The organism is Pseudomonas sp. FSL R10-1339 (assembly GCF_009600545.1).
Taxonomy (GTDB): Bacteria; Pseudomonadota; Gammaproteobacteria; order Pseudomonadales; family Pseudomonadaceae; genus Aquipseudomonas; species Aquipseudomonas bubulae.
In genome coordinates this window covers 48,175-71,881 of record NZ_WIVQ01000006.1, presented here as the reverse complement: position 1 = coordinate 71,881, position 23,707 = coordinate 48,175, and the positions used below count along the sequence as shown (strand labels likewise).

The following is a 23,707-nucleotide window of genomic DNA, read 5'->3' as shown; positions in this document are numbered from 1 at the left end:
CTTTCCTGTCGTCGACGCTGACAATAAGCGGCAGCGGCAGTCAGGTAGGCGCCAGGTTACTGCAGCGTCTGCCCTTTCGCGTCGAGGAGTTGCGCCCACAACGACGGGCCGCCAGCCGATTTGGCAATGGCTTCAAGTCGAGCCGCATGCTCGGTCAAGTCGCTTTCACTTGCACGAATAATCCGGCCCGGTTGACGGTCCGCCGACAGGCGGCGAATTTCGCTGGCCTGATTGCCCGACCCCTCACCCGAGCCATTACCGTCAGAAGCATTCCCGGCCAACGACAGGCTGGTCTGGCCACCGGTCATGGTCAGGTAAACGTCGGCCAGGATCTCGGAGTCGAGCAAGGCGCCGTGCAGCTCACGGCCCGAGTTGTCGACACCATAGCGTTTGCACAGCGCATCGAGGCTGTTGCGCTGGCCCGGGTGACGGGCCCGTGCCATGGCCAGGGTATCGAGGATGGTGCAGTGCTGAGTCAGGTCGGCGCGATCGGTCTGGCCGATCAGGGCAAACTCGTTGTTGAGGAAGCCCACGTCAAACGCAGCGTTATGAATAATCAGCTGTGCGCCCTTGATGAATTCGAAAAACTCATCGGCGACTTCAGCAAAACGCGGCTTGCCCACCAGGAATTCATTGGTAATGCCGTGGACGCCAATGGCGCCTTCGTCACTTTCACGGTCGGGTTGCAGATACACGTGAAAATGGCGACCGGTCAAACGGCGCCCCATCAACTCGACGCAACCGATCTCGATCACCCGGTGGCCGTCGGTGACCGGCATACCGGTGGTTTCGGTATCGAGTACAACACTACGCATGCTTGATTCCCCGTACCTGATCGACCCCACGATTGGCCAACTGGTCGGCGCGCTCGTTGCCGGGATGGCCGATGTGACCGCGTACCCACTGCCATTTCACGGTGTGACGACTGACCTGCTCATCGAGCAGCTTCCACAGGTCGGCATTTTTTACCGGCTCCTTGGAGGCGGTTTTCCAGCCGCGTTTTTTCCAGTTGACCATCCACTCGGTGATGCCTTTCATCACATACTGCGAGTCAGTCACCAGCAGCACCTCACACGGACGCTTGAGCTCTTCAAGCCCGCGAATGGCGGCCATCAGTTCCATGCGGTTGTTGGTGGTATTGGCCTCGCCACCCCAGAGCTCTTTCTCGACACCCTGGCAGATCAGCAAGGCACCCCAGCCACCCGGGCCAGGATTGCCCTTGCAGGCACCATCGGTGAACATTTCAACGCTATCAATCATTGCAAACTATCCAGGTAAGGCTGCTTATGGCCTGACCATCAGCAATGGCCAGCACCTGAGCCGGGCAAACCCGGCCCAACATAAATTTAGGAGTCTGTGTGGCGCCGATTGACCTTGGCCATCTGCAAGGGAATCAGCTTGCCCATCGGTTCCCGGCGCATCGGATTGACAGGGCGCAAGCCCACCACCATTTTGCGAGCAACCAATACATAGAAGCCGCCACCTGCCAATTGCCAGCTACCGGCCTTGCGTTCCCAGCCGGACAAGCGGCTTTGCCACACTTTGGAAGCAAGCGGCGGACGATAGCACCCGAAGCGGCGTTTCTCCAGCGCAAAGCCCAGCAGGTTCAGCCAGTCGGCGACCCGTGAAGGTGAGATACAGCGTGCCTTGCGCAGGGCATCCTTGGCGAAGACATGGCGCAAGCCCCAGCTGCTCCAGGGGTTGATCCCGACAATCAGCAGGTGCCCGCCAGGGCGTACGCTGCTGGCCGCTTCGCGCAACAGACCGTGGGGCGACAGACAGAAATCCAGCCCGTGCTGCAGCACCACCACGTCGGCAGCGTGCTCGCACAATGGCCAGGCCTGTTCTTCGCAGATGATTTCAACACCCGGTAATGGCGCGCCCAAGCGTACGTTGCGCTGAACCTGCGGGGCCTTGGGCGGGGTGTCGGCAGCAGGGCCGTAATGCACCAGATAGCCGCCGAAAAAGCGTCCCAGCTCGTCCTCAAGCACCCGTTGCTCATCTTCGAGCAACAACTGCCCATGGGGGCCAGACAGCCACTCACGCGCCGAACTGATCAGTGCCAGCCACTCAGGATCAGCCTGAGCCAATGCTTTATCGGTCATTGCTCCTCCAACTCGCCCTTTATCTGTCGCAAGCCCTGACGACGCGACTCGCAATAAAACGTCAACAGCCCCTAAGATGCGCCATTGTTTCACACTTGGGAATTGCACCATGTTACAGATCGACGCCCTGCCCGCCTTCAACGACAACTACATCTGGTTGTTACAGGACACTACCCAAAAGCGCTGCGCCGTGGTCGACCCGGGTGATGCCGCGCCTGTTCTGGAGTGGCTGGCCAGGCACCCGGACTGGGTCCTCAGCGACATTCTGATCACCCATCACCATTTCGATCATGTAGGCGGTGTCGCGCAACTTCACGCACACACTAACGCGAAGGTCTGGGGGCCGGCGCTTGAGACCATACCGGCCCGACAAGTGGCACTCAACGACGGCGACCGCATCGAGGTACTGGGCCTGGAGTTCCAGATCCTGCTGGTACCCGGCCATACGCTTGGGCATATCGCCTACTATCACCAAGACCTGACGGCGCCCCTGCTGTTCTGTGGCGACACCCTGTTCGCCGCGGGTTGTGGCCGAGTGTTCGAGGGCACCCCGGAACAGATGCATCACTCCCTGACTCGCCTGGCCGCGCTGCCCGCCCACACCGGCGTGTACTGCACCCACGAATACACCTTGAGCAACCTGCGCTTCGCCCAGGCCGTGGAACCGAACAACCCGGATATTGCCGCGCGTGTAGCGCAAGTCACGCAGTGGCGGGCTGAAGGTCGTATCAGCTTGCCATCATCTATGGCACTGGAACTACGCACAAATCCCTTTCTGCGAGTCCACGAAACATCTGTTAAAGAAAAAGCTGACGAGTGGAACTCCCGCGACAACGACTCGCCCAGTGCGGTCTTCGCCAGCCTGCGCAGCTGGAAAGACAGGTTCTAAAACCGGCCGCGGTCAGAACAAAAATTCTCAACAGTTGACCGCGCCCCCCCTGCTTTCTAGAATCCCCCGACATTTTTTCCTGACTTTTTTCAAAACAATGTCGTCATTTAAAGGTAACTCCATCAATTCAGACGCATTGACGCGCATGGTCAAAGCCATTGCGGTGGCTGTCTGCGCCACGCTCGCGGGCTGCCAGTCCATGGATCATTCGGCGCAGACCACGGAGCGGGCCAGCCTTAAAATCGCCAAACGCATTCCCCAGGATCCACTCTGGCTCAGCCAGAAGCCCAGCCCCCTCCCCCCTCAAGATGTGTGGGAGCGCATGCGCCAGGGTTTCAAGTTGCAGGACGGCCAGAACGTCAACCCCCGAATTGAACAACAGCGCCTGTGGTTTGCGAGCAACCCGTCGTTTCTCGAGAATGCGGGCGAGCGCGGCAGCCTTTATATCCACTACATTGTAGAGCGCCTCGAAGAACGCAATATGCCGCTGGAACTGGCCCTGCTGCCAGCCATTGAAAGCGCCTACAACCCAATGGCGTATTCCCATGCAAATGCGGTCGGGCTCTGGCAGTTCATTCCGTCGACAGGCCGCTACTTCAACCTGCGTCAAACCCGTGCCTACGATGGTCGCCGTGACATTACCGCCTCGACGCTGGCAGCCCTGAACTACCTGAACCGTCTGCATGACATGTTCAACGGCGACTGGCTGCTGGCCCTGGCGGCCTACAACGCTGGCGAAGGTACCGTCAGCCGGGCCATCGAGCGCAACGAAAAGCTCGGCCTGCCGACCGACTACTGGAACCTGCCACTGCCGCAGGAAACCAAAGACTACGTGCCAAAACTGCTGGCCCTGTCACAAGTGGTTCTGGCCCCTGAAGCCTACGGCATCAACCTGAACCCGATCGCCAACGAACCCTACTTCGAAATGGTCGAGATCAAACAGTCCATGGACCTGTCCCGCGTGGCAGCCCTGGCCGAAATCGACGAAGACGAAATGTTCCAGCTCAATCCGGCCTACAAACAGCGCGCCACCACCGATGGCCCCCAGCATCTGCTGGTACCTACGGCCAAAGCCCAGCTGTTGACTGCCAGCCTGTCCAATCTCAGCTCCGACCAACTGGTCAGTCTGCGCCCCAACAAGCCGGTATTTGACAAGGTTGCAAGCACATCCCCAGCTCGCCTGAACCGCAAGTACCGGGTCAAGAGCGGCGACAACCTGACCCTGATTGCCAAGGCCAACAAGGTCAATGTCAAAGACTTGCAACACTGGAACAAGCTCAGCGGCAACAACCTCAAGGCCGGCCAGGTCCTGGTGATGCAGGACACACGCAAGCCCTCGGGCAAAAAGCCGACCCAATACAAGGTCCAGAAAGGCGACTCGCTGTATATGGTGGCCAAGCGTTTCAACGTTGAAATGCAGCATCTCAAGCGCTGGAATCCAAACAGCGCAAAAGCCCTCAAGCCGGGGCAAATGCTGACCGTTTCCAAACCCCGATAAGCACAGCGCTGACATCCCCGCGGGCAAGCTGATTCCTACACAAAAGTAGGCCGCAGCTTGCCGGTCGTGCTTACCAGCGTGGCCTTTTTCCTACAGATACAAGCTGTTACTGTACGGAAACCTTAAGCCCAATGCCTGGATCGGATCTCTGACTTGACGCGTCCCCTCCTTACGCTATTTATCTGCCTGGCCTTGAGCTTCACCGCCAGCGCAAACCTGAGCGAAAGCCACGGTTATGCGCAGTTCGGCACACTCAAGTACCCCGCCACCTTTACCCATTTCGACTGGGTAAACCCTGACGCCCCCAAGGGCGGCACCTTGAAGGTCATGGCGTTCGGCACGTTCGACACGATCAACCCCTACACCTTCAAAGGCACCAGCCCGGTTTCGACTCCCAACTTCCTGCAGTACGGGGTCAATGAACTCAACGAAACCCTGATGGCCGGTACGGGCCAATATGCCCCCTCCGGCGATGAGCCAACATCCAGCTATGGTTTGATCGCTCAATCAGTGGAGTACAACGAGGACCGCAGCTGGGTCGTCTTTAACCTGCGACCCGAAGCCCGCTTTCATGATGGGACGCCGATCACTGCCTACGATGTTGCCTTCTCCTACGACCTGTTACTAAAAGAAGGTCATCCGCAGTACCGCACCAATCTTCAGGAAGTCCAGCGGGTCGATATCCTGGGCCCCAAACGAATTCGTTTTGTCTTCAAGCGCTCAGGCAACCCGTTGCTGATTTTGCGCCTGGGCGAACTGCCCGTGTTGCCCCAGCATTACTGGGTAAAGCGCGACTTCAAAGCCACCACCTTCGAGCCACCGCTGGGTAGCGGCCCCTATCGCATTACCCGGGTTACCCCCGGGCGCCAATTGGTCTTTGAGCGCGTCAAGAACTGGTGGGGCGCCAACCTGCCGGTCAACCGCGGCAAATACAACTTCGACCGGGTTGAAGTGGAGTTCTACCGCGACAGCGATGTCGCCTTCGAGGCGTTCAAGGCCCGCGAGTTCGACATTTACATCGAGCACCAGGCCAAGAACTGGGCCAATGGCTATAACTTCCCGGCGGTACGCCGCGGCGATGTGATCAAGGCCGAAATTACCCACCAGATCCCGACACAAACCCAGGGGCTGTTTATGAACAGTCGCCGCGCCACCTTTGCGCAAAACAAAACCCGTGAGGCCCTGGGCCTTATGTTTGATTTTGAATGGACCAACCGCACCCTGTTCAACGGCGCCTACCAGCGCGCCGTGAGCCATTACCCCAACAGCGAATTCTCGGCCAGCGGCATTCCCCAGGGGCATGAGTGGCTGATGCTGTCACCCTGGCGCAGCCAACTACCGCCCGAACTGTTCAACCAGGCCTTTACCTTGCCGCAAACCGACGGCCGCGGCATCCCCCGCGCAACTCTGCGCCAGGCACTGGCACTGCTGGATGAAAGCGGCTGGAAACTGTCGGACCAGCGCCTGGTCAATAGTGAAGGCAAACCCCTGCGTTTCGAAATATTACTGGTAAACCCGAACCTTGAGCGCATCCTGCAACCCTATGTGGAGAACCTGGCCAGCATTGGCGTCGATGCCCGGCTGCGCACCGTGGATCGCGCGCAATACAAGCAGCGCCTGGACCAGTTCGACTTTGACATGATCCTGATGACCCTTGACCAGACCCTGAGCCCCGGCCTTGAACAGTGGCAGTACTTCCACTCCAGCCAGGCCAACGTCAAGGGCAGCAAAAACTATGCAGGGGTAGCCAGCCCGGTGGTGGACCAACTGCTCGAGCGCCTGCTGGCCGCACGGACCCGCGACGAGCAATTGTCTGCCGGCCAGGCCCTGGACCGCGTGTTGCTTTGGCAGCACTACATCATTCCCAACTGGTATCTGAACTATCACCGCCTGGCGTACCGCAACCGGTTCGCCTTTGTGACTACGCCGCCCTACACCCTGGGCCTCAGCGCGTGGTGGCTTAAGCCTACGGAGAAAAAACAATGATGCCTTTGCGTACATGGCTAAAGCCCCTTGCCAGCTTGTTGTTTGCCGGTTTTGCCTGCACGGCCATGGCCGCTCCCCAGCATGCCTTGACCCTCTATGACGAGCCGCCGAAATATCCTGCCGACTTCAAGCATGTCGACTACGTCAACCCGCAAGCCCCCAAGGGCGGTACCTTTCGCAAGTCTGCGCTGGGCAGCTTTGACAGCCTCAACCCGTTTATCAATAAAGGCGTGCCAGCCGACGACATTGATCTGACCTTCGATACCCTGGCCCGGCAAACCCTCGACGAGCCTTTTACGTCCTACGGCCTGATTGCCGGGAAAATCGAGAAAGCCCCGGATAACAGCTGGGTGCGGTTTTACCTGCGCCCGGAAGCGAAGTTCAGCGATGGCCATCCGATTCGCGCCGAAGATGTCGTGTTCAGCTTCGATACCCTGATGAAAAGTGGCTCGCCGCTGTACAAGGGTTATTACAGCGATGTCGACCAGGCCATCGCGGAAAACCCGCTGCAAGTGAAATTCACCTTCAAGCACAACAAAAACCGTGAACTGCCGCTAATCCTTGGCCAGCTCCCGGTTCTGCCCAAGCACTGGTGGGAAACCCGCGACTTCAACAAGGGCAACCTGGAAATCCCTCCCGGCAGCGGCCCCTACACCATCGCCGAGATCAAGCCCGGGCGCTCGATCCGCTACGAGCGCAACAAGGACTATTGGGGCAAGGACCTGCCCATCAACAAGGGCCTGTACAATTTTGATGCCATCACGGTCGATTACTTTCGCGACAACAGCGTTGCCTTCGAAGCCCTCAAGGCCGGTCAGTTTGATTACTGGCTGGAGATCAGCGCCAAAAACTGGGCCGGAGCCTACAACTCTCCGGCATTTACTCAGGGCCGCCTGAAAAAAGAAGAAATCCGCAACCACAATCCAACAGGCATGCAGGGATTTGTCTTCAACCTGCGCAGGCCAATGTTCCAGGATGTGCGTGTACGCGAGGCGCTAAGCCTGCTGTTCGACTTTGAATGGGCCAACAAGCAACTGTTCAACGGTGCCTATGCGCGCACTGGCAGCTACTTCGAAAACTCGGAAATGGCCGCCAAGGCGCCGCCGACCGAAGCTGAACTGGCCATTCTGGAGCCCTTGCGCGGCCAGATTCCCGAGCAGGCGTTCAGCCAGGTGTTCAAACCCAGCGTCACCGACGCCAGCGGCATGATTCGCGAGCAACAGCGCCGCGCCTACCAACTGCTGCAAGACGCCGGCTGGCGCATCGTCGATGACAAGATGGTCGACGCCCAGGGCAAGCCGGTGAAGATCGAATTCTTGCTGGCACAAACCGAATTCGAGCGCATCCTTCTGCCGTTCAAGCGCAACCTCAGCGACCTGGGCATCGATTTGCAGATTCGCCGGGTCGACACCTCCCAATACCTCAACCGCCTGCGCTCAAGGGATTACGACATGATTGTCGGCAGCTTCCCGCAGTCCAGCTCACCCGGCAGCGAGCAGCGCGAGTACTGGGAATCACAAAGTATCGACAAACCCGGCAGCCGAAACTTTATCGGCCTCAAGGACCCGGCCATCGACCAGTTGACCGAGGGCCTGATCAACGCCGAGTCACGGCAAAGCCTGATCAACCATGCCAGGGCGCTAGACCGTGTGTTGCAGTGGGGCTTCTACGTGATCCCCAACTGGCATATCAAAACCTGGCGCGTGGCCTACTCGAACCATATCGGCCATCCCGAAGTTACGCCCAAATACGATATCGGCACCAACACCTGGTGGGCCAAACCTGACGCAAAACCTGCGCCCTCTACCAAACCTTCAAGCGCAAGCCAGGAGCCTTAAATGCTGGCTTATATTTTCAGGCGACTGCTGCTGATCATTCCGACATTGTTCGGGATTCTGTTGATTAACTTCATCATTATCCAGGCGGCCCCCGGCGGCCCGGTTGAACAGATGATCGCCAAGCTCGAAGGCTTTGACGGCGCCACCAGCCGCATCGCCGGTGGTGGTTCGGAAGTATCGGTGGCTGGCTCCAACTACCGTGGCGCCCAAGGGCTGGATCCGGAACTGATCAAGGAAATCGAAAAGATGTACGGTTTCGACAAGTCGGCGCCGGAACGCCTGTGGATCATGATTAAAAACTACGCCCGACTGGACTTCGGCGAAAGCTTCTTCCGCGACGCCAAGGTCATCGACCTGATCAAGGAGAAAATGCCGGTCTCCATCTCGCTGGGGTTGTGGAGCACCCTGATCATGTACCTGGTGTCGATCCCCCTGGGGATCGCCAAGGCCACGCGACACGGCAGCCACTTTGATGTCTGGACCAGTTCACTGATCATCATCGGCTACGCCATCCCGGCCTTTCTGTTTGCCATCCTGCTGATCGTGCTGTTTGCCGGGGGCAGTTACCTGGACTGGTTCCCCCTGCGCGGCCTGACGTCCAACAACTTTGACGAACTGAGCTTGGGCGGCAAGATTCTCGATTACTTCTGGCATCTGGCTTTGCCCGTTACGGCACTGGTTATCGGCAACTTCGCCACCATGACCCTGCTGACCAAAAACAGCTTTCTCGACGAGATCAACAAACAGTATGTCGTCACTGCCAAAGCCAAGGGCCTGACCAACCACCGGGTGCTCTATGGCCATGTATTCCGCAATGCCATGCTGCTGGTTATTGCCGGTTTCCCGTCGGCCTTTATCGGAATTTTCTTTACCGGCTCACTGCTGGTCGAAGTGATTTTCTCCCTCGATGGCCTGGGCCTGATGAGTTTCGAGGCTGCTATCAATCGCGACTACCCGGTTGTCTTCGGCACCCTGTTTATCTTTACGCTGGTCGGGCTGGTGGTGAAGCTGATCGGTGACTTCTCATACACCCTGGTCGATCCGCGTATCGACTTTGAAAGCAGGGAGCATTGAGATGAAGCTATCCCCCCTCAATCGACGCCGTTTTGCCCGTTTCAAAGCCAACAAGCGTGGCTGGTGGTCGCTGTGGATCTTCCTGGTGCTGTTCGGGCTCAGCCTGAACGCCGAGTTCATTGCCAACGACAAACCCTTGGTGATCAATTACGACGGGGAGTGGTATTTCCCGGCGCTCAAGCGCTATCCAGAGACCGACTTCGGCGGTGAATTCCCCCTCGAAGCCAACTACAAAAGCCCGTATATCCGTGAACTGCTGGCCAAGAAAGATGCCTGGGTTGTGTGGCCACCCATCCCCTACAGCTATCAAAGCATCAACTACGACCTGAAAGTCCCTGCCCCTGCACCGCCCTCCGCCGAGAACTGGCTGGGCACCGACGACCAGGGCCGCGACGTGCTGGCCCGAGTGATTTATGGCTTTCGCATATCGGTGCTGTTCGCCCTGACCCTGACGGTACTGAGCTCCATCATCGGCGTGATCGCCGGGGCCTTGCAGGGCTTTTATGGTGGCTGGGTCGACCTGGCCGGTCAGCGCTTTCTGGAAATCTGGTCAGGCTTGCCCGTGTTGTACCTGCTGATCATTCTCGCCAGTTTTGTGCAGCCCAATTTCTGGTGGCTGCTGGGCATCATGCTGCTGTTCTCGTGGATGAGCCTGGTGGACGTCGTGCGCGCCGAATTCCTGCGTGGGCGCAATCTGGAGTATGTGCGCGCCGCCCGCGCCCTGGGCATGCAGGACATGGCCATCATGTACCGCCACATCCTGCCCAACGCCATGGTCTCCACCATGACCTTTATGCCGTTTATCCTCACTGGCGCCATCGGCACCCTCACTGCCCTGGACTTCCTGGGCTTCGGCCTGCCCCCGGGCGCGCCGTCGCTGGGCGAACTGGTGGCCCAGGGCAAGTCCAACCTGCAAGCGCCCTGGCTGGGCATCAGTGCATTCGCAGTGCTGGCCATCATGCTCAGCCTGCTGGTGTTTATCGGTGAGTCCGCTCGCGATGCCTTCGACCCGAGGAAATAAGATGACGCAGGACAATCTGATCGAAGTGCGCGACCTCAGCGTCGAGTTTGTAGCGGGTGACACACCGCAGCGGGTGGTGCAAGGCGTCAGTTTTGATATCAGGCGCGGCGAAACCCTGGCCCTGGTGGGCGAAAGCGGTTCGGGCAAATCCGTGACCGCGCACTCGATCCTCAGGTTGCTGCCCTACCCCCTTGCACGCCACCCCAGCGGCAGCATCGCCTACGGCGGCGAGGATTTGCTCAGCGTGGACGAGAAAAAGCTGCGCAACATTCGCGGCAACCGCATTGCGATGATTTTTCAGGAGCCCATGACCTCCCTGAACCCGCTGCACAGCATTGAAAAACAAATCAATGAGGTGCTCGGCATTCACAAGGGGATCACCGGCAAGGCCGCTACCCTGCGCACCCTGGAGCTTCTGGAGCTGGTAGGCATACCCGAGCCTCACAAACGCCTCAAGGCGCTGCCACACGAGCTCTCAGGGGGTCAGAGACAGCGCGTGATGATCGCCATGGCCCTGGCCAATGAACCCGAACTGCTGATTGCCGACGAACCTACCACCGCCCTGGACGTGACCGTTCAGCTTAAAATCCTCGACTTACTCAAGGATCTGCAAGCCCGCCTGGGCATGTCGTTGTTACTGATCAGTCACGATTTGAACCTTGTACGAAGAATTGCGCATCGCGTATGTGTCATGCAGCGCGGTTTAATCGTCGAACAAGCATCGTGCGAGCAGCTGTTCCGTTCGCCGCAGCATCCTTACACCCGGGAACTGCTCAGCGCAGAGCCCAGCGGAGGCCCGGCCAGCACCATTGCCGGTCCGCCATTGCTGCAAGTCGAGGACCTGAAGGTATGGTTCCCGATCAAGAAAGGCCTGCTGCGCAAGACCGTCGATTACGTGAAAGCGGTGGACGGTATCAATTTCAGCTTGCCCCAGGGGCAGACCCTGGGAATTGTGGGTGAAAGCGGATCGGGCAAATCAACGCTGGGCCTGGCGATTTTGCGTCTGATTGCCAGCAAGGGCCTGATCAGCTTTGAAGGCAAACGGCTAGACTGTCTGTCACAGAAAGAAGTCAGGCCATTGCGACGGGAAATGCAGGTGGTATTCCAGGACCCGTTTGGCAGTCTCAGCCCGCGCATGAGCGTCAGCGAGATTGTCGGTGAAGGGTTGCGCATTCACCGTATGGGCACCGAAGCGGAACAGGAAAGTGCAATTATTGAAGCCTTGCGAGAAGTAGGTCTGGATCCGGAAACCCGGCACCGTTACCCTCACGAGTTTTCAGGCGGACAACGGCAAAGAATCGCCATTGCCCGCGCACTGGTGTTAAAGCCGGAGTTGATATTGCTGGACGAGCCAACCTCTGCGCTGGACCGCACAGTACAACGCCAGGTTGTTGAACTGCTGCGCTCACTGCAAGCCAGGCACAACCTGACGTATTTGTTTATCAGCCATGACCTGGCTGTCGTCAAAGCGCTGAGCCACCAATTGATGGTGGTCAAGCATGGCCAAGTGGTCGAACAGGGTGATGCGCAAAGTATCTTTGCCTCACCGCAACATCCATATACACAACAGCTGCTGGAAGCCGCCTTTTTGGCACCAGTGGCTGTCGATTAACCTGATAGAGGAACAACACATGGGTTTTCTCACCGGTAAGCGCGTACTGATCGTTGGTGTCGCTAGCAAATTGTCCATCGCTTCTGGCATTGCTGCCGCCATGCACCGTGAAGGCGCCGAGCTGGCTTTCACTTATCAGAACGAAAAGCTGAAAGGTCGTGTTGAAGAATTCGCCGCAGGCTGGGGTTCGAACCCTGAGCTGTGCTTCCCTTGCGACGTTGCCAGCGATGAAGAAATCGCCAAGGTCTTCGAAGACCTGAGCAAGAAGTGGGACGGTCTGGACTGCATCGTTCACTCCGTAGGTTTCGCTCCTGGCGACCAGCTGGATGGCGATTTCACCGACGCCACCACCCGTGAAGGCTTCCGCATCGCTCACGACATCAGCGCCTACAGCTTCGTGGCCCTGGCCAAGGCTGGTCGCCCGATGATGAAAGGTCGCAACGGCAGCCTGCTGACCCTGTCCTACCTGGGCGCCGAGCGCACCATGCCTAACTACAACGTGATGGGCATGGCCAAGGCCAGCCTGGAAGCCGGTGTACGTTACCTGGCAGGCAGCCTGGGCCCTGAGGGTACTCGCGTTAACTGCGTATCGGCAGGCCCGATCCGTACCCTGGCAGCGTCGGGCATCAAGAACTTCCGCAAAATGCTGGCGGCCAACGAAGCGCAGACGCCACTGCGTCGCAACGTGACCATCGACGAAGTCGGCAATGCCGGCGCCTTCCTGTGCTCGGATCTGGCATCGGGCATCAGCGGCGAAATCATGTACGTAGACGGTGGCTTCAACACTACCGCCATGGGCAGCCTCGAAGAGTAAACCCTTCGTTACAAGCGCTACTCAAAAACGCCCGGTGCAGAGATTGCATCGGGCGTTTTTTTGCCTCGCGACAATCTCTGGGAGATGATCTGTGGGGGCGGGCTTGCCCGCGAAACAAACGACGCGATACGCCAGACAGAGCGCATGGATGCCATCGCGAGCAAGCCCGCTCCCACAAAAAAACCGGCGCAAAAAAATGGCCGCTCAATGAGCGGCCATTTTTAGCGAAGCAGGCTGAACTTAGTAGCGCTCAACCTTGGCTTCGTTTTCCAACTGCTTGCGGTAGGCAGCAAAGTCTTGCTGGCCAACACGCGAAGCGAGGAAGCGGCGATACGACGCTTTCTCTTCTTCAGTCGGCGCTACTGCATCGTTGACGCCGTTCAAACGCAATACAACCACAGTGCCATCTGCCAGGGTGACACTGCTGAATGTCGGCTTGTCCTTGGCTGCAGGTTTCGGCATGCGGAATACCGCTTGCAGCACGGCAGGATCAATACCTTCCTGACCACGGGCAACCGCTTCCTGGACCTTCCACGCCTGACCATCAACCGGCTGGTTCAACGGCAGCTTGCCATCGCGCAGCTCTTTGATGATTTCTTCGGCACGGGCTTTGGCCGCAGCACTGGCGTGCTCCTTGACCAGTTGCGCACGAATGCTCGAGGCAACAGCCTCCAGCGGCAACTGCTCAGGCTTGCTGTGCTCCTTGACGCGCAACACCACTACGGTCTCAGGGTCCAGCTCCAGGGCTGTACTGTTCGCGCCCTCATCCATCACTTCGGTGCTGAATGCGGCCTGAATCACAGCGCGATTGGCGGTGACACCCTCGCCGCCCTCGCGACCAAATGGCGCAGAGGTATGCACAGTCAGCTTAAGCTCTTGAGCTGGCTGAGCCAGATCGGACGCTTCAAATGCCGAGTCTTCCAATTGCTTGGTTGCATCGACAAACAGGCGTTCAACCTGCTGGGTTTTCAGGTCATGGGTCAGCTTGTCTTTCAGGCTGGCAAAGCTCGGCACTTCAGGTGCTTCAACACCCAGCAGCTTGATCAGGTGATAACCGAAGCTGGTGCGTACCGGCTCCGAAACCTGGTCCTGCTTCAACCCGTAAACAGCCGTTTCGAACACAGGATCGTAAACACCAGGGCCTGCGAAGCCCAGGTCACCGCCATTGGCAGCCGAACCCGGATCCTGGGAGAACTCCTTGGCCAGAGCTTCGAAGCTTTCACCTTTGGCCAGACGCTGCTGAATCTCGGCGATCTTGGCTTTGGCCTGCTCGTCGCTGACCTTGTCGTTCACTTCGATCAGGATATGCGCAGCGCGGCGCTGTTCGGCCAGGTTGGCGATTTCCTTTTGATACAACGCTTGAAGCTCATCATCCTTCACGGCTACCTGGTCAAAGAAAGAAGATTTCTTCAACTCGATATAGTCGATCACGACCTGATCAGGGGTCATGAATTCCTTGGCGTGCTCGTCGTAGTAAGCCTTGATTTCGTCATCGCTCAGTTTCACCGCAGCCGGGTCGGCCTTGATGTTCAGCGAAGCGAAATCACGGGTTTGTTTCTCAAGACGGGCGAACGCATTCACCTGTTCGTCGGTCACGAAACCACTGCCCGCCAGACCGGCACGCAGCTGACCAATCAGCATTTCTTCGCCCAGCATGTTACGGAACTGCAAGCGACCGTAACCCAGTTGACGGATCACCTGGTCGAAACGCTCAGGGCTGAATTTGCCGTCTTCCTGAAATTCAGGAGTCAACAGAATGACTTGGTCCAAAGCGGCTTCAGAAAACGAAAACTTCGCGTCTTTGGCGCCTTGCAGCAACAGCTTGCGATCGATCAACCCTTTGAGGGCCGCTTCACGCAGCATTTTTTCATCCAGCAACGACGAGTCGAAATCCTTGCCCAACTGCTGCAGCAGCTGCCGGCGTTGCATATCGACGGCCTGGCTCAGTTCAACCTGGGTGATTTCTTCACCGTTAACCTTGGCAGCATCCAGGCTGGTAGAGGTGGCTTGAAAAATGGCATCGAAACCGGTCAACGCCATTAACGCGACGATGACACCGATGATGGTCTTGGCAATCCAGCCTTGTGAATTGTCCCTGATATTTTGCAGCATGCTTCCCCCAGAAACGGTCTTGCATAATGAGCAACCGTGGAGCGTGGGTAGAGTCCGGATAGAAGAAAGGCGCATCCGAGGATGCGCCTTCTCGTAACTGGCGGAGCGGACCGGGCTCGAACCCGCGACCCCCGGCGTGACACATCGATGTTGCCACCGACTGCACTACCGCTCCGCTGCCAAGCCTGGCGTGCGCCTGACCCGGTTGGGTAAAAGGTGTTACAGAAACTTAGTTAACCGCTTCTTTCAGTGCTTTACCGGCTTTGAAGCCTGGCTTTTTGGCAGCAGGAATTTCCAGCGTTTTACCGGTCTGTGGGTTACGACCAATACGGGCAGGACGATCGGTTACAGAGAAAGTACCAAAACCAACCAGTACCACAGAGTCGCCAGCCTTAAGAGCGCCAGTGACGGATTCGATTACTGCGTCCAGCGCACGGCCAGCTGCAGCTTTCGGGATATCAGCAGATGCAGCGATAGCATCAATCAGTTCCGACTTGTTCACTCTAAGTCCCCTTATATCTGTCTGAGTATGTTTCTAAAGTTTTTTGGTAAAAGCAAAACGACTGCTGAAGCACTTACGGACACTTATAGAGCCGCTTTATAACAAGGGCTCTAAAAAGCGTCAAGAAAGCCCGTCAGGCGAATCCGTATTAATGCGTGCTAATTCTTTCCTTAGAGTCAGATTCTCGTTTGTCGTCCTTGGCAACAATCTCGGGAGCCACATCCGGCAAGGGCTCCGGGGCGTATTGCAGCGCAATTTGCAGGACTTCGTCAATCCATTTAACCGGTTTAATCTGAAGATCCTGTTTGATGTTGTCAGGAATTTCCTTCAGGTCACGAACGTTCTCTTCAGGAATAATTACAGTTTTGATGCCACCACGATGAGCAGCAAGTAATTTTTCCTTCAGGCCACCAATCGCCAACACCTGACCACGAAGGGTAATTTCACCGGTCATGGCAACATCGGCGCGTACCGGAATCAGGGTCAATGCAGAGACCAGGGCAGTACACATTCCCACACCAGCACTAGGGCCATCTTTAGGCGTAGCGCCTTCGGGCATGTGAATGTGAATATCGCGTTTTTCGTGGAAATCCAACGGGATACCCAGGCTCTTGGCGCGGCTGCGCACCACCGTCAATGCAGCGGTGATGGACTCTACCATCACGTCGCCCAGCGAACCGGTCTTGATCAGCTGGCCTTTGCCAGGAACAACGGCCGCTTCAATGGTCAACAACTCGCCACCCACCTGGGTCCAGGCCAGGCCGGTCACTTGACCGATCTGGTCCTGAACTTCAGCCAAACCGTAGCTGAATTTTCTTACGCCCAAAAAGTGCTCAAGTAGCTCCGGCGTGACGGTGACCGCAAAGCGTTTTTCCAGCGCATGCTCTTTGACCGCCTTGCGGCAGATCTTCGCAATCTGGCGCTCAAGGCCCCGCACACCGGCTTCGCGGGTGTAGTAGCGGATCATGTCGCGGATGGCTTCGTTATCAAATGCCAGCTCGCCCTTCTTCAAGCCATTGGCTTCAATTTGTTTCGGGGCCAGGTATTTGACAGCAATGTTGATTTTTTCGTCTTCGGTGTAGCCAGGCAGACGAATGACTTCCATCCGGTCCAGCAAGGCTGGCGGGATGTTCATCGAGTTGGACGTACACAGGAACATCACATCGGAGAGGTCGTAATCAACCTCGAGGTAATGGTCGTTGAAATTGTGGTTCTGCTCGGGATCGAGCACTTCAAGCAGTGCAGACGCCGGATCGCCGCGCATGTCACTGCCCATCTTGTCGATTTCATCAAGCAGGAACAGCGGGTTGCGCACACCAACCTTGGTCATCTTTTGAATCAATCTTCCTGGCATCGAACCGATGTACGTACGGCGATGGCCACGAATTTCCGCTTCGTCACGCACGCCACCCAAGGCCATACGCACGAATTTACGGTTTGTTGCGTGGGCAATGGACTCAGCAAGCGAGGTTTTGCCTACACCCGGAGGACCGACCAGGCACAGAACCGGACCACGAATTTTCTTCACACGCTTTTGCACGGCAAGATATTCGAGAATCCGTTCTTTGACTTCGTCCAGACCGTAGTGATCTGCGTCCAGAATGTCTTCAGCACGCTTGAGATCCAGGCGCACCTTGCTCTGAGCCTTCCACGGCACCTGCACCAGCCAGTCGATGTAGGAGCGCACCACGGTGGCTTCTGCGGACATTGGCGACATTTGCTTGAGCTTGTTCAGCTCCGCCTGGGCCTTGGCCATTGCATCTTTCGGCAAACCGGCAGCATCGATGCGTTTTTTCAGCTCTTCGATTTCATTGTGACCTTCGTCACCATCGCCCAGCTCTTTCTGAATGGCCTTCATCTGCTCATTCAGGTAGTACTCGCGCTGGCTGCGCTCCATTTGCTTTTTGACGCGACCACGGATGCGCTTTTCGACTTGCAGCAAGTCGATCTCGGCATCCAGCAGGGCCAGAACGTGCTCGACACGGGCCTGCAGATCGATGATTTCGAGGATTTCCTGCTTCTGCTCGATCTTGAGTGCCATATGGGCAGCCATGGTATCGACCAGACGGCTTGGCTCGTCAATGCTGTTAAGCGATGACAGAACCTCGGCCGGGACTTTTTTGCCCAGTTGCACGTATTGCTCGAACTGCGAAAGCAGGCTGCGCACAAAGACCTCGGACTCGCGATCCGGGGCAGCCACTTCGTCAATCAGGGAGACTTCGGCACTCAGATAACCATCTGCCTGACCAAAATGCTCAACCGCACCGCGCTGCTCACCCTCAACCAGCACTTTGACCGTGCCGTCCGGGAGCTTGAGCAGTTGCAGAACAGTTGCAATGGTACCGACGCGATACAGGGCATCTTCGCCCGGATCGTCGTCAGCCGGATTCTTTTGAGCCAACAGCAAAATTTGCTTGTCGCCCGTCATCGCAGCCTCAAGGGCCTCGATCGACTTCTCGCGTCCCACGAACAGTGGGATCACCATGTGCGGATACACAACAACATCACGCAACGGCAGGAGAGGCAATTCGATGGTTGTCTTCATGATTTCGCCTCTACGGCGGCCATAAGGCCGTAATCAGATGGATGTAAGCTTGAAGCCAAGATGGGGGCAGTCTTGAAAAAAAACAAGCGTTGAACGACAGGAAAAACAAAGGGGCCCGAAGGCCCCTTCTTTAACACGCAATGTGGAATGCCAGCATTACATTTACGCGTCAGGTGCAACCTTGGCAGTCGCTTCGTTGTTTTCATAGATCAACAACGGCTTGGACTTGCCTTCTATAACGCTTTCGTCGATCACAACTTTACTCACCTCGGATTGCGAGGGGATTTCATACATTGTGTCGAGCAGCACGCCTTCAAGAATCGAACGCAGGCCACGAGCGCCCGTTTTGCGCTCCAGAGCACGCTTGGCCACGGCCTTCAAGGCGTCGGCACGGAACTCAAGATCTACACCTTCCATCTCGAACAGCTTGCCGTACTGCTTGGTCAAGGCGTTCTTCGGTTCGGTGAGGATCTGCATCAAGGCAGCCTCGTCCAGCTCGTCCAGGGTTGCCAGCACAGGCAGACGACCCACGAATTCCGGGATCAGGCCAAACTTGACCAGATCGTCAGGCTCGACTTCACGCAGGGATTCGCCAACCTTCTTGCCCTCTTCCTTGCTGCGCACTTCGGCACTGAAGCCGATGCCGCCGCGAGTCGAGCGAGCCTGTACAACCTTCTCAAGGCCCGAGAACGCACCACCGCAGATAAACAGGATGTTGCGGGTATCAACCTGCAAGAACTCCTGCTGCGGGTGCTTGCGGCCGCCTTGAGGCGGTACGGAAGCCACGGTACCTTCGATCAGCTTGAGCAATGCCTGCTGCACACCTTCACCGGAAACATCACGGGTAATCGAAGGGTTGTCAGACTTGCGCGAAATCTTGTCGATTTCATCGATGTAGACAATGCCCATCTGGGCTTTTTCTACGTCGTAATCGCATTTCTGCAGCAGCTTCTGAATGATGTTTTCAACATCTTCGCCTACGTAACCGGCTTCAGTCAGCGTGGTTGCGTCAGCGATGGTGAAAGGTACATTCAACAGGCGTGCAAGGGTTTCTGCCAGCAGGGTCTTACCCGAACCGGTAGGGCCGATCAGCAGGATGTTGCTCTTGCCGAGTTCGACGTCGTCGTTTTTCTTGTCACGCTGGTTGAGGCGCTTGTAGTGGTTGTACACCGCTACAGCCAAAACCTTTTTGGCACGTTCCTGACCAATGACGTATTGATCAAGGATGCCGCTGATTTCTTTTGGCGATGGTAATTTATGCGCGCTGCTCTCGGCCTGGGCTTCCTGCACCTCCTCACGGATGATGTCATTGCACAGGTCAACGCATTCGTCGCAGATAAAGACCGAGGGGCCGGCAATCAATTTGCGCACTTCATGCTGGCTTTTGCCACAGAAGGAGCAATAGAGCAATTTGCCGTTGTCCTCGCCGTTGCGGGTGTCAGTCATTCGATCGATCCAAATCCGATAGGCTTGCAACACAAGATGAAGGCAACTGCGGGCTTTTTCAAGCCCGCAGGTGGCCGGTTAACCCAACCACCCACATTTGAGCTGCTTAAGCGGGCATTTGACGCTTGCTGAACACAGAGTCGATCAAACCGTATTCGGCTGCACGCTCGGCGCTCATGAAGTTGTCACGCTCGGTGTCGCGCTCGATGGTTTCGAGAGTCTGGCCCGTGTGGTGAGCCAGCAGCGAGTTCAAACGGTGACGGATGTTGAGGATTTCCTTGGCATGAATGTCGATATCCGACGCCTGACCCTGGAAACCGCCCAGTGGCTGGTGAATCATCATGCGCGAGTTCGGCAGGCAGTGACGCTTGCCCGGTGCGCCACCGGCCAACAGGAAGGCACCCATGCTGCAGGCCTGGCCGATGCAGATGGTCGACACGTCAGGCTTGATGAATTGCATGGTGTCGTAGATCGACATGCCTGCAGTCACCGAACCGCCCGGCGAGTTGATGTACAGGTGGATGTCCTTGTCCGGGTTCTCGGCTTCAAGGAACAGCAGCTGCGCAGCCACCAGGTTGGCCATGTAGTCTTCTACGGGGCCGACCAGGAAGATGATTCGCTCCTTCAGGAGGCGCGAGTAGATGTCGTAAGCGCGTTCGCCACGGGCGGACTGCTCGACAACCATCGGGACCAGGCCGCCAGCGGCGTGGATATCAGAGTTCTGCTGAATATAAGAATTGCGGGACATGTCCGGCAGTCACTCCCAAATAGTCTTGTCTGGATACGCATAAGCCAGCTCGAGGCTGGCTTATGGTTGTGTTTTCTAACGAGTCAGAAATCAGTCGGCTTGTGGAGCTTCCACCGGCTTGACAGCTTCTTCGTAAGAGACCGCTTTATCGGTCACCTTGGCCTTCTGCAGAACAGTATCCACAACTTGCTCTTCCAGCACAACCGAACGAACCTCGTTCAATTGCGCGTCGTTTTTGTAGTACCAGGCTACAACCTGCTCTGGCTCCTGGTAAGCGGAAGCCATTTCCTGAATCATTTCGCGAACGCGATCTTCGTCAGGCTTGAGGTCGAACTGCTTGACCACTTCAGCCACGATCAGACCCAGCACTACACGGCGGTTGGCTTGCTCTTCGAACAGCTCTGCCGGCAGTTGATCAGGCTTGATGTTACCACCGAACTGCTGAACAGCCTGCACGCGCAGACGGTCAACTTCGTTGGCCAGCAGCGACTTCGGCACTTCGATCGGGTTGGCAGCCAGCAGGCCGTCCATTACCTGGTTCTTGACCTTGGACTTGATGGCCTGACGCAGTTCACGCTCCATGTTCTTGCGAACTTCGGCGCGGAAGCCTTCCAGACCGGTTTCCTTGATACCGAACTGGGCGAAGAACTCTTCGTTCAGCTCTGGCAGCTTAGGCTCGGAAACAGTGTTCACGGTTACGGTGAACTCGGCTTCTTTGCCAGCCAGGTCCAGATTCTGGTAGTCAGCAGGGAAAGTCAGTTTCAGAACGCGCTCTTCACCGGCTTTGGCGCCTACCAGGCCTTCTTCAAAGCCAGGAATCATGCGGCCCGAACCCAGCACCAGCTGAGTACCGGTGGCGGAGCCGCCAGCGAATACTTCGCCGTCTACCTTGCCAACGAAATCGATGTTCAGCTGATCATCGTTCTGGGCAGCACGATCAGTCACTTCAAAGCGGGTGTTCTGCTTGCGCAGCACGTCCAGCATCTTGTCCAGGTCGGCATCAGCCACTTCGGCGCTCAGGCGCTCGATAGCGATGGTGTCCAGACCGGTCACTTCGAATTCAGGGAATACTTCGAAAGTAGCAACGTATTCCAGATCTTTGCCTTTTTCGAAAACCTTAGGCTCGATCGAAGGAGCACCAGCCGGGTTCAGCTTCTGCTCAACCACAGCTTCGTAGAACGAAGACTGGACTACATTGCCCAGCGCTTCCTGGCGCGCATCAGCTTCGTAACGCTGACGGATTACGCTCATTGGCACCTTGCCTGGACGGAAGCCCGGGATCTTGGCCTTTTGGGCAGTCTGTTGCAGACGCTTGTTGACTTCAGCCTCAATACGCTCAGCTGGCACGCCAATGGTCATGCGACGCTCAAGAGCGGAAGTATTTTCAACAGAAACTTGCATGGATATTCCTCGTTGCACAGACATTAGCCGGCCGTTTCCGACCCCATAATCAAGGGCAAGCATTCTAGTGGGTCAAACTCAAGAAGTCACCCTACCGCAAACACCCTAAGAAACGACCGACAGAAATTAAGTAAAAGCAGCCATCCGCCTCGCCTTCTATATAGATAGAAGACTGCACTGATCAATTAGCGATAACGGGCAGCCTTTGGAGCTACCCCGATCTGCGCGCATTGTCACACAAATCACAGAGGACGCTAAGCATGCGGGAAACAAGGCGCCGAACGACACCCCTATATGCGATTCTCAAACCGCAGATACAAAAAAACGCCAGAGGGTTAGTCTGGCGTTTTCTTTTAATATGGGGTGGACGAAGGGGATCGAACCCTCGACAACGGGAGTCACAATCCCGTGCTCTACCAACTGAGCTACGCCCACCATAGTGCGTTTACAACGCTGCCTGCTCCTGGAAGCCGACAGTTACAACCAAAGAAAAAGCCGCTACAAGCGGCTCTATCAAAATTTGGTGCGGACGGAGAGACTCGAACTCTCACACCTTTCGGCGCTGGAACCTAAATCCAGTGTGTCTACCAATTCCACCACATCCGCATTTCAAACTCTTGAAGCAAAGACGCCAGACTTTTAATCTGGCGGCTTTCTAAATATGGGGTGGACGAAGGGGATCGAACCCTCGACAACGGGAGTCACAATCCCGTGCTCTACCAACTGAGCTACGCCCACCATATTGCCTGTACTGCTTTACTTGTGCCAAAGCTGCCTAATGGCGCACCCGGCAGGACTCGAACCTGCGACCATCCGCTTAGAAGGCGGATGCTCTATCCAGCTGAGCTACGGGCGCATTGTTAGCCTGTATTCTTTGACGACTACAAACCAAGTGCTTTCAGTATCACCAAGCTGGACAACAACTTCGCTCTACCTTCTTAACCAGTGCTAGGCTGTGCCCGACAAGTGCGACGAATGTTATAGGTGAGCCCGTAAGTCGTCAACTGTTTTTTAAAAAAAGTTTAGAAATATAAAGGAGTTAGGGCAATAAACAGACCAGGCGCCTTTGCCCTCGCGCCGCGGCATGCGAGAATGCACGTCCTTTTTCCACCCTTTACGATGGTTAATCACGCGTAATGACTGCACAACTAATCGACGGCAAAGCGATCGCCGCCAGCCTGCGCCAGCAGATTGCCAAACGTGTCGCCGAGCGCCACGAGCAAGGCCTGCGCACCCCTGGTCTGGCAGTGATTCTGGTCGGCAGCGATCCTGCTTCCCAGGTTTATGTTTCGCACAAGCGTAAAGACTGCGAAGAGGTAGGCTTTATTTCCCAAGCCTATGACCTGCCCTCCGACACGACCCAACAGGACCTCACCGACCTGATCGACCGTCTCAATGACGACGCGAACATCGACGGCATCCTGCTGCAACTGCCTCTGCCTGCCCATCTGGATGCCTCCAAACTGCTGGAGCGTATCCGCCCGGACAAAGATGTCGACGGTTTCCACCCCTATAACGTCGGTCGTCTGGCCCAACGCATCCCGCTGCTGCGCCCATGCACCCCCAAAGGCATCATGGCCCTGCTGGAAAGCACCGGCCAGGACCTGTACGGAATGGACGCGGTCATTGTCGGCGCCTCCAATATCGTTGGACGCCCGATGGCCATGGAATTGCTGCTGGCTGGCTGCACCGTGACCGTAACCCACCGTTTCACCAAGGACCTGGCCGGCCACGTTGGCCGCGCCGACCTGGTGGTGGTAGCTGCCGGCAAGCCTGGCCTGGTCAAAGGCGAATGGATCAAGGAAGGCGCCATCGTCATCGACGTGGGCATCAACCGCCAGGCTGATGGCAAGCTGGTGGGCGACGTGGTGTACGAGACCGCCCTGCCCCGCGCGGGCTGGATCACCCCGGTACCGGGCGGCGTAGGCCCGATGACTCGTGCCTGCCTGCTGGAAAACACCTTGTACGCAGCCGAAGAATTGCACGGCAACTAGTGCAAAGCGCTGCAAAAAAACGGCACCTTCGGGTGCCGTTTTTATTGGCGCCGCTAAAATCCGGGCAAACAAAAGCCCGCACTTGGCGCAATGCCATGACCTCAATTGTGGGAGCGAGCCTG

18 protein-coding genes and 4 tRNA genes are annotated in these 23,707 nt (G+C 56.9%); 9 read left to right on the top strand and 13 right to left on the bottom strand.

Translation table 11 applies throughout. The features are described from left to right. Positions 1-56: 56 nt before the first annotated feature. The 3 genes from dnaQ to GHO03_RS03910 all read right to left on the bottom strand — a co-directional run bounded on the left by dnaQ (position 57) and on the right by GHO03_RS03910 (position 2,105). On the bottom strand, positions 57-815 hold the full coding sequence (gene dnaQ, locus GHO03_RS03920) for a DNA polymerase III subunit epsilon (RefSeq protein WP_095001697.1): 759 nt from the start codon (positions 813-815) through the stop codon (positions 57-59). Further along, entirely contained in the window at positions 808-1,260 is a 453-nt protein-coding gene (gene rnhA / locus GHO03_RS03915; RefSeq protein ID WP_095001698.1) for a ribonuclease HI, read from the bottom strand. The genes dnaQ and rnhA overlap by 8 nt, the downstream gene beginning before the upstream one ends. Positions 1,261-1,346: 86 nt before the next feature. After that, entirely contained in the window at positions 1,347-2,105 is a 759-nt protein-coding gene (locus GHO03_RS03910) for a class I SAM-dependent methyltransferase (protein ID WP_095001699.1), read from the bottom strand. A 109-nt stretch (positions 2,106-2,214) separates the two neighbouring features. On the opposite strand from GHO03_RS03910, the gene gloB reads away from it, so the two are divergent. From gloB to fabI, 8 genes are all read left to right on the top strand, one after another. Further along, complete coding sequence (gene gloB, locus GHO03_RS03905; RefSeq protein WP_153399203.1) at positions 2,215-2,994, top strand: hydroxyacylglutathione hydrolase; 780 nt, start codon at positions 2,215-2,217, stop codon at positions 2,992-2,994. 97 nt (positions 2,995-3,091) lie between these two features. Next, entirely contained in the window at positions 3,092-4,492 is a 1,401-nt protein-coding gene (locus tag GHO03_RS03900; RefSeq protein WP_095001701.1) for a lytic transglycosylase domain-containing protein, read from the top strand. Positions 4,493-4,672: 180 nt separating this feature from the next. After that, positions 4,673-6,478 carry an extracellular solute-binding protein gene (locus GHO03_RS03895; RefSeq protein ID WP_372241704.1) on the top strand — a complete coding sequence of 602 codons (1,806 nt, stop codon included), beginning with the start codon at positions 4,673-4,675 and terminating at the stop codon, positions 6,476-6,478. Continuing rightward, positions 6,475-8,316, top strand: a complete 1,842-nt coding sequence (locus GHO03_RS03890) for an extracellular solute-binding protein (RefSeq protein WP_095001703.1) — start codon at positions 6,475-6,477, stop codon at positions 8,314-8,316. Before GHO03_RS03895 ends, GHO03_RS03890 begins: the two co-directional genes overlap by 4 nt. Further along, entirely contained in the window at positions 8,317-9,390 is a 1,074-nt protein-coding gene (locus GHO03_RS03885; protein WP_153399199.1) for a microcin C ABC transporter permease YejB, read from the top strand. 1 nt (position 9,391) lies between these two features. After that, entirely contained in the window at positions 9,392-10,411 is a 1,020-nt protein-coding gene (locus GHO03_RS03880) for an ABC transporter permease (RefSeq protein ID WP_095019320.1), read from the top strand. A gap of 1 nt (position 10,412) precedes the next feature. Next, on the top strand, positions 10,413-12,023 hold the full coding sequence (locus GHO03_RS03875; RefSeq protein ID WP_095020904.1) for an ABC transporter ATP-binding protein: 1,611 nt from the start codon (positions 10,413-10,415) through the stop codon (positions 12,021-12,023). Between the two features lie 19 nt (positions 12,024-12,042). Continuing rightward, the gene (gene fabI, locus GHO03_RS03870) at positions 12,043-12,837 is read left to right on the top strand and encodes an enoyl-ACP reductase FabI (RefSeq protein WP_016782317.1); all 795 of its coding nucleotides are present in this window, start codon (positions 12,043-12,045) and stop codon (positions 12,835-12,837) included. 240 nt (positions 12,838-13,077) lie between these two features. Here fabI and GHO03_RS03865 read toward each other — a convergent pair whose 3' ends face one another. The 10 genes from GHO03_RS03865 to GHO03_RS03820 all read right to left on the bottom strand — a co-directional run bounded on the left by GHO03_RS03865 (position 13,078) and on the right by GHO03_RS03820 (position 22,447). Continuing rightward, the gene (locus tag GHO03_RS03865) at positions 13,078-14,949 is read right to left on the bottom strand and encodes a SurA N-terminal domain-containing protein (RefSeq protein WP_153399197.1); all 1,872 of its coding nucleotides are present in this window, start codon (positions 14,947-14,949) and stop codon (positions 13,078-13,080) included. Positions 14,950-15,178: 229 nt separating this feature from the next. After that, on the bottom strand, positions 15,179-15,451 hold the full coding sequence (locus GHO03_RS03860; protein WP_016782315.1) for an HU family DNA-binding protein: 273 nt from the start codon (positions 15,449-15,451) through the stop codon (positions 15,179-15,181). A gap of 148 nt (positions 15,452-15,599) precedes the next feature. Beyond that, on the bottom strand, positions 15,600-17,996 hold the full coding sequence (gene lon / locus GHO03_RS03855; RefSeq protein ID WP_095001708.1) for an endopeptidase La: 2,397 nt from the start codon (positions 17,994-17,996) through the stop codon (positions 15,600-15,602). Between the two features lie 162 nt (positions 17,997-18,158). Beyond that, on the bottom strand, positions 18,159-19,442 hold the full coding sequence (clpX, locus tag GHO03_RS03850; protein WP_016782313.1) for an ATP-dependent Clp protease ATP-binding subunit ClpX: 1,284 nt from the start codon (positions 19,440-19,442) through the stop codon (positions 18,159-18,161). 106 nt (positions 19,443-19,548) lie between these two features. Beyond that, positions 19,549-20,190 (bottom strand): ATP-dependent Clp endopeptidase proteolytic subunit ClpP, encoded by a 642-nt coding sequence (clpP, locus tag GHO03_RS03845; protein WP_095001709.1) that lies wholly within the window; start codon positions 20,188-20,190, stop codon positions 19,549-19,551. Positions 20,191-20,280: 90 nt separating this feature from the next. After that, positions 20,281-21,591, bottom strand: a complete 1,311-nt coding sequence (tig, locus tag GHO03_RS03840; protein ID WP_029611584.1) for a trigger factor — start codon at positions 21,589-21,591, stop codon at positions 20,281-20,283. A gap of 359 nt (positions 21,592-21,950) precedes the next feature. Further along, positions 21,951-22,026, bottom strand: a tRNA-His gene (locus GHO03_RS03835). A gap of 86 nt (positions 22,027-22,112) precedes the next feature. Further along, positions 22,113-22,197: transfer RNA gene (locus GHO03_RS03830), tRNA-Leu, on the bottom strand. A gap of 56 nt (positions 22,198-22,253) precedes the next feature. After that, positions 22,254-22,329: transfer RNA gene (locus GHO03_RS03825), tRNA-His, on the bottom strand. Between the two features lie 41 nt (positions 22,330-22,370). Further along, positions 22,371-22,447: transfer RNA gene (locus tag GHO03_RS03820), tRNA-Arg, on the bottom strand. 280 nt (positions 22,448-22,727) lie between these two features. Here GHO03_RS03820 and folD point away from each other — a divergent pair. Then, a complete protein-coding gene (folD, locus tag GHO03_RS03815; protein ID WP_088377854.1) occupies positions 22,728-23,585 on the top strand; it encodes a bifunctional methylenetetrahydrofolate dehydrogenase/methenyltetrahydrofolate cyclohydrolase FolD in 858 nt (285 codons plus the stop codon). The last annotated feature ends 122 nt before the right edge of the window (positions 23,586-23,707 follow it).